General features: G+C 67.4%; 13 protein-coding genes and 1 pseudogene. 6 read left to right on the top strand and 8 right to left on the bottom strand.

What is annotated here, in order from left to right; all coding sequences use genetic code 11:
- The 7 genes and pseudogenes from AS96_RS15805 to AS96_RS13670 form a co-directional block, all read right to left on the bottom strand.
- A pseudogene (locus AS96_RS15805) lies at positions 1 to 255 on the bottom strand (hypothetical protein); the annotation flags it as partial.
- A gap of 49 nt (positions 256 to 304) precedes the next feature.
- The gene (locus AS96_RS13695) at positions 305 to 640 is read right to left on the bottom strand and encodes a DUF6804 family protein (RefSeq protein ID WP_036290874.1); all 336 of its coding nucleotides are present in this window, start codon (positions 638 to 640) and stop codon (positions 305 to 307) included.
- Entirely contained in the window at positions 637 to 1,179 is a 543-nt protein-coding gene (locus AS96_RS13690; RefSeq protein WP_051498892.1) for a signal peptidase II, read from the bottom strand. The genes AS96_RS13695 and AS96_RS13690 overlap by 4 nt, the downstream gene beginning before the upstream one ends.
- 2 nt (positions 1,180 to 1,181) lie before the next feature.
- Positions 1,182 to 1,565, bottom strand: coding sequence for a hypothetical protein (locus AS96_RS13685; protein WP_036290871.1), 384 nt, complete (start codon positions 1,563 to 1,565; stop codon positions 1,182 to 1,184).
- 41 nt (positions 1,566 to 1,606) lie between these two features.
- Positions 1,607 to 2,590, bottom strand: a complete 984-nt coding sequence (locus AS96_RS13680; protein WP_231477279.1) for an NAD(P)-binding domain-containing protein — start codon at positions 2,588 to 2,590, stop codon at positions 1,607 to 1,609.
- A gap of 26 nt (positions 2,591 to 2,616) precedes the next feature.
- The gene (locus tag AS96_RS13675) at positions 2,617 to 3,282 is read right to left on the bottom strand and encodes a DsbA family protein (RefSeq protein WP_036290865.1); all 666 of its coding nucleotides are present in this window, start codon (positions 3,280 to 3,282) and stop codon (positions 2,617 to 2,619) included.
- Between the two features lie 87 nt (positions 3,283 to 3,369).
- Positions 3,370 to 3,831: a hypothetical protein gene (locus tag AS96_RS13670; RefSeq protein ID WP_125133154.1), complete on the bottom strand. Its 462-nt coding sequence runs from the start codon at positions 3,829 to 3,831 to the stop codon at positions 3,370 to 3,372.
- Between the two features lie 256 nt (positions 3,832 to 4,087).
- On the opposite strand from AS96_RS13670, the gene AS96_RS13665 reads away from it, so the two are divergent.
- From AS96_RS13665 to AS96_RS13640, 6 genes are all read left to right on the top strand, one after another.
- Positions 4,088 to 4,465 carry a BlaI/MecI/CopY family transcriptional regulator gene (locus AS96_RS13665; protein ID WP_036290860.1) on the top strand — a complete coding sequence of 126 codons (378 nt, stop codon included), beginning with the start codon at positions 4,088 to 4,090 and terminating at the stop codon, positions 4,463 to 4,465.
- A complete protein-coding gene (locus tag AS96_RS13660; RefSeq protein ID WP_231477277.1) occupies positions 4,462 to 5,289 on the top strand; it encodes a M48 family metalloprotease in 828 nt (275 codons plus the stop codon). Before AS96_RS13665 ends, AS96_RS13660 begins: the two co-directional genes overlap by 4 nt.
- Positions 5,290 to 5,550: 261 nt before the next feature.
- On the top strand, positions 5,551 to 5,802 hold the full coding sequence (locus tag AS96_RS13655) for a heavy-metal-associated domain-containing protein (RefSeq protein ID WP_231477275.1): 252 nt from the start codon (positions 5,551 to 5,553) through the stop codon (positions 5,800 to 5,802).
- Positions 5,781 to 7,856 (top strand): cytochrome c oxidase assembly protein, encoded by a 2,076-nt coding sequence (locus tag AS96_RS13650; protein WP_081768071.1) that lies wholly within the window; start codon positions 5,781 to 5,783, stop codon positions 7,854 to 7,856. The genes AS96_RS13655 and AS96_RS13650 overlap by 22 nt, the downstream gene beginning before the upstream one ends.
- Complete coding sequence (locus AS96_RS13645; RefSeq protein ID WP_036290857.1) at positions 7,853 to 10,129, top strand: heavy metal translocating P-type ATPase; 2,277 nt, start codon at positions 7,853 to 7,855, stop codon at positions 10,127 to 10,129. Before AS96_RS13650 ends, AS96_RS13645 begins: the two co-directional genes overlap by 4 nt.
- 88 nt (positions 10,130 to 10,217) lie before the next feature.
- Positions 10,218 to 10,796, top strand: coding sequence for a DUF5134 domain-containing protein (locus tag AS96_RS13640; protein ID WP_155947597.1), 579 nt, complete (start codon positions 10,218 to 10,220; stop codon positions 10,794 to 10,796).
- 44 nt (positions 10,797 to 10,840) lie between these two features.
- Here AS96_RS13640 and AS96_RS13635 read toward each other — a convergent pair whose 3' ends face one another.
- Positions 10,841 to 12,019: a DUF418 domain-containing protein gene (locus AS96_RS13635; protein ID WP_051498891.1), complete on the bottom strand. Its 1,179-nt coding sequence runs from the start codon at positions 12,017 to 12,019 to the stop codon at positions 10,841 to 10,843.
- Between the last annotated feature and the right edge of the window lie 171 nt (positions 12,020 to 12,190).

The following is a 12,190-nucleotide window of genomic DNA, read 5'->3' as shown; positions in this document are numbered from 1 at the left end:
CGCGACACACCTCAAGGATCGCCCACCCGCCCCACAACAGCATTTAGCAACACGGCCTAGGAGCGCACAGCCGATGAGGAAGCTGAGCGTGCGCCAGACCGACCAGCGTCGACGCCGCACCCACATGCGCACGGCCCCGGCGATGTAGAGAACCGCGAGCAGCCCGGCGAACACGGGTAGCACCGGAAACGCCCCAGGAACCACGGCGAAGTAGTCCGGGAAGGCGGGTGCGACGTCGGGGATCCACGGAGTCATCGACGGGTCCCCTCCGGCCCGTCGATGAGCTGAGCGATGAGCACCGACATCAGGGTCGGGGGAACTTGATCAGGCCTCCCGCCACCAGGAAGACGACTGCTGCCGCGGGCTGGATCCCAGTCCAGACAGGTCCGGCGAACGGGAAGGGCATCACCGGATTCCACAGGACGGCGATGGCGACGAACACGGGGATCCACCACCAGTGGCGCGCTTGCACGGCGAACCATCCGACGATCACCGCGAGGATCGACGTGGCGTAGAGCACGACCGGGGCCCAGTCGCTTGCCAGCAGCACGGGGGCGAGGAAGAGTACCGCGGCTGCGAGCAGGCTCGGCGCCAGAGCATTCCGCTGATATGTGGAAGGGGTCCGCTTCTTCTGCGTCATGATTTCTCCATACGTTCGCTCATCTCCTCTGAGGCCAGCGACGGAGTGGGTGCAGCGTTCTCCTCTGCGCCGTGGCGGCGCCGAACAAGCCCGATGGCCAGCACGATGGCACCGACGCCCAGCGCCACGTCTGCCAGGTTGCCGATGAAGAGGTCTGAGTAGGCGAGGAAGTCGGTGACGTATCCGCGACCGAATGCAGGGGGTGCGAAGAGACGGTCCAGGACGTTGCCGATGGCCCCGCCGAGGACGAACCCGATACCGACCGCCCACCAGGTGGTGCGAGAACGGACTGCACTCACGAACAGCACGACCGTCACCACGACTCCGATTGCGGTCAGCAGCGGCGTCGCTCCGGAACCGAACGACAGGATGGCACCCGGGTTGAACGCGAGTTGCAGCCCGAGGAGGTCTCCCAGCAGCGGAATGCGCTCCGTGGTACTCAATTGCGCCAAGGCGACAGCCTTCGACACCTGGTCGATGATGACCGTCGCGCCGGCGACGGCGAATGCAAAGGCGTACTTCGGCACCCGTGCGCCCATCGTCACGCTCCCCTGTCCGTCTTGGCCACGGCACGGTCCCGGCGGCGGCGCTTGCATCCGGCGACGGCGACACCGACAGCACCAGCCACGAGGACGAACCCCATGCCGGTCACAAACAGGATGCCGAGGAACCCGAGATCGTCTCGCTCCACCGGCCGCTCCCCATTCTGCCGTTGGGGGTGGTCGTCGGACTCCGTCTCTTCGACCGTCGGCGACGGCGAGGGGGGTGAGGTCGGCCCGGGAGCGGAGGACGTGGTCGCTGGTGCGACATCCCCAGCGGCGGACGCTGAAGCAGCAGGCGACACCAGCAGAACCGTCGCGGCGATCGGCAGCACGCACGCGACGGTGACCCACGCATACATCCTCACGGCTATCGGATGTTTCATGTGTGATCCTCGTTTCGGTTAGTGGTGTCGTGCGAGCGTGTTCAGGGGCGCTTCATGATGTGACGCGCTATCGAGATCGCGTCACGGCGTGCGCCGGCGAAGGTGTCGGCGTCCCGGCTGCCGTAGGTCGGCATACCCACAACGAACAAACCCGGGACGCCCGTGGTCCCGCGCTTCCCACGACCGGATGTAGCATCGAGTACCCTGCGGGGAAGCCATCCGTCCGCGGGCCGGTATCCGGTCGCGAAGATGATCGATTGCGGAGCGATTCGCCGGCCGTCGTCGAAGACGATGTGCGCTCCGTCCGCGGCGACCGCCGCAGACACCACGTCGATACCAAGCTGCGCCCATTCTGGATCCAGCGAGAGGGCCGCCGCGCCTCTCGCGTCTGTACGACGTCGCCCGACGAGGCGCCGTATCGGTCGACCTGCCGAGGCATACGTCGGTCGGGAGGACAGCGTGACGCGGTGCGTGCTGCTGAGTTCGCGTGCGATCTGCTGGCCGCTGTGACCGGCTCCGACGACCAGAACGTCGCCGCGGGGAATCTGACCTGGTCCGTGATAGTCCGCGCTGTGAACCATGATCCCCGGCACCGCGGCACCCACCGCCCACCCCGGAGTCCGAGGTCGAGCCGCCGCCCCCGTCGCGCAGACGACGTTGCGCGTCTGTACCGGCCCTTCATTCGTTGACAGGAGGAGAGTCGAACCGTCTCCCAGACGTTCCACACCTGTCGCTCTGATGCCCCACATCGTCGTGACCCCCAAACTCGACTCGACGTCGAGGAGATGCTGTTCGATCTCGCGCGGTGACGGGCGTCGATAGGGGTCACCGGTGAGATGCTGGCCGGCGACCGTGCTGCGGCCGGCCTCGGTCAGGAGTTCCATGGACGACCAGCGGAAGGCCCACGAGCGTTGCCCGTCGGGGTTGCTGTCGATCACGGCAAAATCCCGTTGCGGCTGCAGGCCCGAACGTGAGAGTTCGGCGGCGACAGAGAGACCGGCATGGCCGGAGCCGACGATGATCACTCGACGGTGAGAGAGCCCCCGGAGTTTCATGTTCGCTCGCCCGCTGAGACAATCGCAGTCTCCAGGTCGTCGTAGCGCTCGAGCGTGATGGCGTCGCCGTTCACGAAGAACGTCGGAGTTCCGCTCACTCCCAGTGCCCGACCGTCGTTGTAGTCGAGATCGACTCGTGCGACCGTTGCGGGATCCGAGATCGCGGAATCGTAAGCGGCCATGTCCAGGCCCATCTCCTCCGCGAAGCCTCGGAACAGGCTCGCCCGCGATTCCGGGGCTTCACCCCACTCGGCCTGCGTCTCGAAGAGCTTGCGATACATCTCTTCCAGGCGTCCCTGCTGCGCCGCCGCTTCGGCGGCGAATGCGGCGTTCCTGGAGTTCAGGTGCCCCGGCAGAGGGAAGTAGCGGATGACGTAGGTGATCTCGCCGTCGTATCGCTCCCGAAGGTCTTCAACCACGGGGTAGAAGGCACCGCAAGCCTCGCATTCGAAGTCGAGGAACTCGACGACCGTCACCGAGCCGTCTCCCCCATCGTCGAGAACGCGTGAGTTCTCTCGCAGGACCTGTGCCCTGGAACCTCCGTCCTCAGATCCTGGCGGCGAACCGTTTCGCTGGTTGATGAGGACGACGATCACCGCGACGATGATCAGAACGATGGCGGCGGCAAGGGCGACGAGACCGGCTTTCACGGCGGGTTTCATCAGGTACTCCAAGGACTGTTGACACGGTCGAAGATCGAGCGAACGCTCGATGGGGTGCACGCCCGCGAGGCGCGGCACTCCGAGATGTCAGGTCCGCGAGATGCTGAGAGTCGCCAGAGTCAGCGAGGTCCGCCTCAGCGCATCGGGCTTCGAAATAGCACTCGTCCGCGAATGAGCGAGGCCGCTCTCCGCCACCACTGCTGTCGCGCGCCCGAGTAACCGGTACAGCATGACCGCGGCGACGAGCCCGCAGAGAACACCAAGGACGCACAGCACAGCCCCCGCGACCGGGTCCGCCTGTGCTACGCCCGTCGCAAACTGCGTCACCATGCCCGCCGATCCCGCACTGGTTGCATCCGAACCTGCGACATCGGTTTCAAGAGACGACCCGGCTGAAGTCGACGCAGCGGCGACGTCGGCGCTGCAGTAGTCGGCGGCACCAATGGCGAAGATCAGCAGAAGCGTGAGACCGATCATGCCAATAAGCCGCATCATCATCTCACTGCGTTCCAGTCGCCCGGCACAGGCGAATCGGAGTGAGCGGAACACGCTTCGATTGTAGTCATTTGCTCTGGCGCTTCCTTTGAATGAGCCGTAGTCATGCGCTCGCGCTGCACGTTGCGATGACTGATCAGCATCGCTCCTGGTTGGATGAGTGTGTCCTCGTCGCCCCCGCGCATTCCTGCCAGGTGCGACGCCACCCGGTCCGCTACATAGTCGACAACTCGTCCTCTCTGCCAGTTGTACCGTCTCCGGCATGGCCGTACGCGCCTGCTGTGCATTAGCGTTGGTGCGGAGGTGAGCGATGACGGGTGCACGGACCAGGGAGTGGGGCGAGCTCGAACGTGAGTTGCTGCGACTGCTGCGGGGACAAGGGGAACTCGTTAGCGCTCGCCAGCTGCAGGAGTTGTTCTCGGGGCCCGTACCTGCATACACGACGTTGATGACCGCACTCACCCGACTGGAGCGCAAGGGACAAGTGCTGCGCATCGAGCAGTCGCCTCGGAAGGTGCGTTTCTCAGTACCGCGACCGGATGGCAAGGACGCGGGCGCGTCGATGATCTCCACGCTCGACCAGGCGGAGGATCGGAAGGCCGCGTTGCTGGCATTCGCAGGCAACCTGGACGCACAGGACATCGCACTGTTGCGGTCCGTGTTCCCCGACACCGGCCGCCCACGGTGACGGGCGAAGGCCTGCTGCTTTTCACGGCAGCGTCCGCGGGCGCCGCGGTGTTGACGGCGGTGTTGAGCCCGCTGGTGCTGACGGTGGGACGGTGGCAGTTGCTGCACCCGCGGGCCGCGCTGACCGCGTGGTTCGTGGCGTTCTTCCTCGGGCTGAGCTTGGCCGCCGCCGCAGTGGCGGGTAGCGTCATGGCGGCCGTGACCGTCTCGGAGGTGGCATCGCACGGCCAGGCTGTGCTGGTGACGGCGGGCGGGTGGTTGGGCCTGGGGGCTTTCGGGGCCGTGATCGCGTTCGTGGCCACATCGGCTGCGGATTCGACCGGCGCCGAACAGTCGAGTCAAGTAGCGGCGGCGCTGGCCAAATCGCGGGAGGAGCGGGGCGGGTTCACCCTGGTACGGTTCCGCTGCGACCAGCCCATCGCGTGCGCTGTCCCCGGGAAGCACCCGGAGATCCTCCTCTCCACCGCGATGGAGGAGACGCTCACCGTATCACAGCTGCAGGCGGTCCTCGCACATGAGTACGCGCATCTGCGGCAATGGCACGGGTGGGCGGTCCGGATCGCGCAGATCAATGCGTTGTGCCTGCCCCGCGTGCTGCCGGGGCGCGCACTCCAGCGCGCCACCGTACTGCTCATCGAGTTGGCCGCAGATGACGCGGCCGCCCGGCAGGCGGGCGCCGCGCATCTTGCCAACGCGCTGACTGTGCTCGCGAACACGACCGGCGATGAAAGTATGCACCTGCGTGCCGTGCGCCTCACTGCTCGCCGATGGCCGTCCGCAGGGCGGCGGCGATTGCCGCAGGCGATTCGGATCCTTCCCACCTGACGAAGGACGCAGCAGATCGCATCGAACAGCTCCGGACGACAGTGGCAGCGCTCGGAGGGAAACCCGCCATCGGTGGCGTGGTCGCGCGGACGTCCAGACAAGCACCGCGGCAGGCGCGACTGTCCGCAACTCACCCTCGCGCCACCGGTTCCGGTGAGGTGGCAGCGATCGACTCGGTCCGGCCGAGAACGCCTGTCGAATCCGCCGGCTCCAGGTTTCGTCCTGACCGAACGATCTTGGACATCTTGTAGAGTTAGTGGGGTGCGTGACGGGAAGGACGTGATGGGTATGGATGAGTCCGAGCTCGTGGTGAACGGGATGACCTGCGCACACTGCGAGCGGACGCTGCGAACCGAGCTGAGCGAGGTGCCGGGGGTCGTCGGGGTAGACGCGGACGCCACGTCCGGCCGGGTCCGGCTACAGCACACGAGCCCGGTGGAACGCGCCGCCGTCGAGTCGGCGGTCACGGAGGCCGGCTACACGGTGCTGTCATGGACGACCGACCAGTTGTGACCGTCGCACCCCCGCCCGCACCCGACGTCGCACCGGTGTCCGACCCGCCGGTCAAGCATCTCAGCCGGTGGCCGCTGATTCTGCTCACCGTCCTCGTGGTGATGTTGTCGGTGGCACCGGCGGTCGCGACCACGATCCTGGCCGGCGAAGCCCCATACGACCGGATCTTCGTCAGCTTCCCGGGGCTGGATGTGGGGATCTCCACCGCGGCCGGACAGGGGATCGCGGACCTGTCCTCGACGGTCACGGTCGGTGCGGTGCTATGGATTCTGTTCTTCCGCAATGTGCGCGGGCGAGATGCGTCCCGGGTGGGCGGGTCGATCGAGCTGACCGTGCTGCAGGTCGCGTCCGCGGCGTGGGCGACATCGGCCGGCGCGATGGTCGTGTTGGAGATGCTAGACAGCAGCGGCATCCCTTTCTCCCGACTCGGCGAGCCGGGTGCGATGTCGTTCCTGTACGACGCGAGCGCATTCCCGCGAGCCTGGACGGTCGCGTTCGTCGCGGCGCTGGTGACGTTCGGGGCGAGTATGTTCACCGACCGGTGGACGGGGCTGCTGATCCCGCTGTGGGCATCAGCGTTCGGGATCCTTGCGCCGGTGGTCGTCGGACAGATCCTGGTCGGCCCGAACCACGACTTCGGCAGCGACGCGGGCATCTACCAAGCGCTGCTGACCAGCGCGGCATTCGGGCTGGTGCTGGTCGGCGCCGTCCGCACCCTGACGGGCCGACTCATCGACCCGATCATTCTGTGGCGGTTGGGGAAGACGCTGGTGGTGCTGCTGCCGGTGATCGTGGCCAGCGACCTGCTGCTGGCGTGGTTCAAGCTCGCCGGGTCCGGGCTGCTGGAGTCGGTCACCGGTTGGCAGATTCTGGTCCGTGGTATCTGCCTGCTGGGTGTTGTGGCCGTGATCGCGACCGGGTGCGTGTGGGGGCGGCGCGGACGGTTGACCGCGCGCCGGATCAGCGGGCTGCTGGTGCTCGCGACGGTCCTGATCGGCGGATGGCTCGGGGGCACCGCGGCGATGACCCGGATTCCGCCGCCACAGTATTTCGCGCCGACAAGCATCTCGCAGGTGTTCCTCGGGTTCGAGGTCCCCGACCCGCCGACAGTGCTGGTGCTGTTCACGCAGTGGCGGCCGAACATCCTGTTCCTCGTCGTCGCGATCGCCGCGGTGACGGTGTACCTGTGGGCGGTGCGGCGTGTGCGGCTACGTGGCGACGCGTGGCCGACGGGGCGGACGGCCGCCTGGGTCGCCGGGTGGGCGGTGGTGGTCTTCGTCACCAGCTCGGGGTTCGGGAAGTACTCCGCTCCGGACTTTGGAGTGCACATGATCGTGCACATGAGTCTGAATATGGCTGCCCCGATTCTGCTGGTGCTCGGCGGCGTGATCACGCTGCTGCTGCGAGCGACCCGCTCCGACCCCACGCGCCCGGCCGGAGCGCACGACTGGATCACGTGGGTGCTGCACTGGCCGGTGCTGCGGTTCGTGTTCAACCCGCTGATCGTTTTCATCCTGTTCGTCGGGTCGTACTACGGCCTGTACTTCACCGGTATCTTCGGGGAGTTCATGCGTTTCCATTGGGCGCATCAGCTGATGAACGTGCACTTCCTGATCGCCGGGTACCTGTTCTACGCGCTCGTGATCGGCGTTGACCGGCCACCGCGTCCTCTGCCGCACATCGGCAAGCTCGGCTTTGTTCTCGCCGCGATGCCGTTCCACGCGTTCTTCGGGGTGATCCTCATGACCGGGAACATGCTCATCGCCGAGGACTTCTACCGCAATTTCGCACTGCCCTGGTCAGACCTGCCCGCCGCACAGTACTTCGCAGGCGGGGTCGCGTGGGCTGGGGGTGAGATCCCGCTGCTGCTGGTCATCATCGCCCTCGGAATCCAATGGTCCCGACAGGACGCGAAGGATGCCCGTCGCAAGGATCGGCACCTGGACACCGGCCGCGACGACGAGTTCGACCAGTACAACCGGATGCTCGAACAGCTGGCCGCACGCGGAGCCGCCCGTCCCGCGCCCCGAACCGTCGAGGAGAACGAGACATGACGACCACCACGCCGATGCTCGAGGCGGTGCAGCTGGATGTGTCCGGGATGACCTGCGCGGCCTGCGCGGGCCGCGTCGAGCGTGCCTTGAATGGGCTGGAGGGGGTGAGCGCGAGCGTGAACTACGCCACCGAACGCGCCCTCGTCACTGGACTCTCCCCAGACCGGGTCGACGAGGCGGTCCGGCGGGTGGAAAAGGCCGGGTACGGGGCGCACCCGCATGATGACGCAGACGACGCCTGGTCTCGGCGAGCCACCGAAGTGCGGATCAGCTCGTTGCGGCGCCGGCTGTTGGTCTCGGCGATCCTCACCGTTCCCTTGATGGACATCACTATCGTCCTGGCGCTAGTGCCGGGGTGGCGGTTCCCGGGGTGGGAGTGGGTGTGCGTGCTGTTGGCGCTGCCGATCGTTGCGTGGGCGGCCTGGCCGTTCCACAAGGCGACCCTGCGCAACTTGCGGCACGGCACGGTCAGCATGGACACCCTCGTCTCCCTCGGCATCGCGGCCTCGTTCGGGTGGGCCGTCGCCACCCTCCTGTTCGGCCTCGGTCAGGAGGGCACCGGGTACTGGCTCGGGTTCGGCGTGACCCCGGAAGGCGCGAACTCCGTCTACCTGGATGTCGCCGCCGGGATGACCACCTTCCAGCTCGCCGGCCGCTACTTCGAGACCCGCTCCCGCCGCAAAGCCGGCGACGTGCTCGGCGCGCTGAACCAGCTCGCCGCCACCCACGTCCGCATCCGCACCGACAACACCGAGGAGATCCAGCCGGCGACCGCACTGCGCGCCGGGGACGTCTTCGTAGTACTGCCGGGCGAGACCATCCCCGCGGACGGCGTGATCATCGAGGGGGCCGCGGCGGTGGACGCCAGCATGCTCACCGGCGAACCCGTCCCCGCCGACCTGACACCGGGAGATGGAGTGGTCGGCGGCACGATCAGCATGGACGGCCGGCTAGAGGTACGGGCGACGTTGGTGGGTGCGCATACTCAGCTCGCGCAAATGGCGGCGCTGGCGGAGCAGGCCCAGGCGCGTAAGGCGCGGGTACAGACCCTCGTCGACAAGGTCACCAGCTACTTCGTGCCCGCCGTGATCGTCCTGGCCGTCCTCGTCGCCGCCGGGTGGATGATCGCCGGGACGTCGTTCGAGCAGGCATTCGGGATCGGGATCTCGGTGCTCATCATCGCCTGCCCCTGCGCCCTGGGGCTTGCGACACCGACCGCGCTGATGGTCGGCATCGGCCGAGGAGCGACTCTGGGCATCCTCGTCAAAGGTCAGGACGCGCTCGAAGCCAGCGGCACCATCACCACCGTCGTCCTGGACAAGACCGGCACCCTCACCACCGGCTCGATGACCGCCCACCGCCTCGCCCCCGTTGACGGCGTCACCGAACAGGAGCTCCTCGCCGTCGCCGCGGCTGTCGAGCGCGGCTCCGAGCACATCATCGCCCGAGCCATCCTCACCGCCGCCGAGAACCGAGGCATCGAGATCGCCCCCGTCGCCGGGCTCACCGCCCACCCCGGGCGCGGTGCGTCCGGACAGCTCCACGGCGAGCCGGTCCTCGTCGGCAGCCGGGCGTTCCTCCTCGACCACGCCATCGACGTGCCCGACGAGCCAGACGCCGCCGATAATCTCGACAACAGTACGGGTCAGGCCGCGGAGACATCCGTGCTCGTGGCACGCGGCCGCCTGCTCCTGGGGCGGATCGGGCTCCGGGACACGATCAAACGCGACGCCCGCACCGCAGTCGCCGCACTGCACGCCCAAGGCATGAAGACCGTCCTGCTCACCGGCGACACCCCCGCAGCGGCCGCGAGCGTGGCCGCCCGCCTCGGTATCGACACGGTGCTCGCCGGGGTGCTGCCCGCCCAGAAGGCCGACGCGATCCGCAGCCTGCAGGACAGCGGTGATCGGGTCGCGATGGTCGGCGATGGTATCAATGATGCCGTGGCCCTTGCCGCCGCCGACCTTGGGCTTGCCATGGTCTCCGGCTCCGACATCGCCCTGAAATCCGCCGACATCATCCTCGTCCGCGACGACCTCGCTGTCATCCCCGACGCCATCGCCCTGTCCCGCCGCACCTTGCGCACCATCAAGACCAATCTCGGCTGGGCATTCGGGTACAACATCGCCGCGATCCCCATCGCCGCCGCCGGACTGCTCAATCCGCTCATCGCCGCCGGTGCGATGGCGCTCTCCTCCGTCCTTGTGGTCTACAACAGCCTCCGGTTGCAGAACTTCCGCCGCACCACCACCCCGCGGAGCGACCGTCGCTGACCCCCGCAAGTCCCCCCATATCTACAAGTTGTAGTAGTCTTTGGGTGTGATCGCTGCTCCGTGGAACATCATCCTGACCGTCGCCTTCGTGTTCACCGGTCTGGTCTGCCTGATCGACCTCACGCCCCGGTTGAGGAGGACGCGTCGGAACGGGAAGCCGTTCGACGGGGAGATCCTGATCGACATCAACCACATCCTGATGTCGGCGGCGATGATCTGGATGTCCTGGTCAATGGAGTCCGCGCTCGCGCTATGGGTGCAGGTCGGGGTGTTCGCGATGCTCACCATCGTCCTCGTGCCGTTGCTGGTCCGCGCCCGTGCCGCCACGGCGCGCGTCGACGTGGCGGGGCACCTCGTTCTGAACGCCGCGATGATCTGGATGCTCGCCGCGATGCCGCTGCTGATGGCCGACATGCCCATGGACATGGGTGACGGCTCCGAGATGGGTATGGACGGGCAGATGCCGATGGGCGATGCCGCCCCGATGATGATGGCAACTCCGATATGGGTTGACGTCGTCAACGTGGCCTTCATCGTGCTTAGCGCCGCGACCATGCTGTGGTGGCTCTCCCGGCTGATCCGCAGCGGCCACCATCGCCTGCATGCCGCCTGCCACGCCGTGATGGCCGCCGGCATGGGCGTGATGCTCGTCTTGATGAACGGCTGACACCGCCTCGGCGCCGTTTGCTCCGGAGGGATCGGAACCGAACGTTAGGGGCGGTGCGCATCGTCTCGCGGGATGGACCGCCCCGATGACGTCGAGCGACGGGCGGGCAGGTGGGTCATCGCCCGCTCGAGCGGTCCACGCCCGATCAGTAGCGCCCAGACGGTGCAGCCTGTAATGGTTGCGATGGTCAGAGGCCAGAACGGGGCCGTGTCACGGAACGCGCCGAGGTCGCCGGTGGTGCCAAGGCCGATGCTGGCGAGCACCGCCCACAGGAGGAGCTGTGTGACATAGGCGGTGAGCGGCATGCTGCCGGTGGCCCGCAGCGGCAGGGTGATCCAAATCAGTGGTGTGCGGCAGGCGAGCAGGCACACACTGATCGCGGCGATGGCGAACCCACCGGAGCCGATCACCTCGAGAAGCCCGCTGGAGTGTGGTTCGGCAGTCCACAGCACGTCCCAGAACGCCCCATCGTCGGGGACGTCCCGCGTGCCGGAGACGGCGTCGAGGCCGTACCCGAGGACCGCGAGGGCAATGCCAGCACCGAGCATCGCCAGCTGGGTGCGCAACCGGCGAATGTCGGTGCGGGCGAGTCCGAGGCCGGCGAGCACGAACGCGATCCAGACCGGGAACGGGTAGTGCCACCCGAGCAGCCACGCCGCCATGCGACCGCTGCCGGTCTCCCACCACGGGAGGGCGTCGACCCATGCCTGCAGGAAAGGGGCGAGAAGCCCGATCCCTCCCGCAACGATCAGCACCTGTCGCGGGCGGAGGGGCAAGAATGGCAGCGCGAGGAGGAACAGGATCGCGTAGGCGGGCAGGATGATGTAGACCGGGATACCGAGGCCGAGGAGGACGACGCCCAGTAGCCAGAGCAGCAGGGACCGGTAGACCAGTCGTGCCCGTAGCGCCGGCAGTTCCGCGGGGCTGGGCCGCCGGGCCCCGCCAGCCATCACCCCCAGGGAGACTCCGGCGAGTGTGGCGAACAGGATCGAGGAGCGGCCCTGCACGATGCCCGTCCAGGTTCCCGGGTCGCTCCAGACCAGCGGCGTAATCCACAGCAGGTGCGCGGCGAACATCCCCACCACGGCCATGCCTCGCGCGAGGTCGATGCCGGGGATGCGGTCTTCCGCGTGCAGGCGCGCCCAGTTCACAGCAAAGCGCTCGCGGAGCGGAGTCCGTGCGTCTTGGGAGCCGGGACTGCGCGGTCGGTCGGTGTGAGGCATAGGGGTCTCTTCGCAGGTCGAGCGGACGCAGGGTTTCCGGACTGGTGCGCGGGGGTGGGTCCTAGACCGTTCCGGTCCCCAGCAGGGTGCCGATTCCGTATGTCGCGGCTAGGGCGTGTTGATCAAGAGGTTCCGCTCCTCGGTGGGTGAGTCTTGAACGGTGACGCGACA

It is taken from the genome of Microbacterium sp. MRS-1 (assembly GCF_000585455.1).
Classification (GTDB): Bacteria; Actinomycetota; Actinomycetes; order Actinomycetales; family Microbacteriaceae; genus Microbacterium; species Microbacterium laevaniformans.
This window is presented reverse-complemented; position numbering and strand designations above follow the sequence as displayed.

Excerpts from the sequence above, each read along its gene's own strand:
- AS96_RS13695 (WP_036290874.1), bottom strand. The coding sequence starts at position 640 with ATGACGCAGAAGAAGCGGACCCCTTCCACATATCAGCGGAATGCTCTG.
- AS96_RS13650 (WP_081768071.1), top strand. The coding sequence starts at position 5,781 with ATGGACGACCGACCAGTTGTGACCGTCGCACCCCCGCCCGCACCCGAC.
- AS96_RS13645 (WP_036290857.1), top strand. The coding sequence starts at position 7,853 with ATGACGACCACCACGCCGATGCTCGAGGCGGTGCAGCTGGATGTGTCC.
- AS96_RS13690 (WP_051498892.1), bottom strand. The coding sequence starts at position 1,179 with ATGGGCGCACGGGTGCCGAAGTACGCCTTTGCATTCGCCGTCGCCGGC.
- AS96_RS13665 (WP_036290860.1), top strand. The coding sequence starts at position 4,088 with ATGACGGGTGCACGGACCAGGGAGTGGGGCGAGCTCGAACGTGAGTTG.
- AS96_RS13635 (WP_051498891.1), bottom strand. The coding sequence starts at position 12,019 with ATGCCTCACACCGACCGACCGCGCAGTCCCGGCTCCCAAGACGCACGG.
- AS96_RS13685 (WP_036290871.1), bottom strand. The coding sequence starts at position 1,565 with ATGAAACATCCGATAGCCGTGAGGATGTATGCGTGGGTCACCGTCGCG.
- AS96_RS13675 (WP_036290865.1), bottom strand. The coding sequence starts at position 3,282 with ATGAAACCCGCCGTGAAAGCCGGTCTCGTCGCCCTTGCCGCCGCCATC.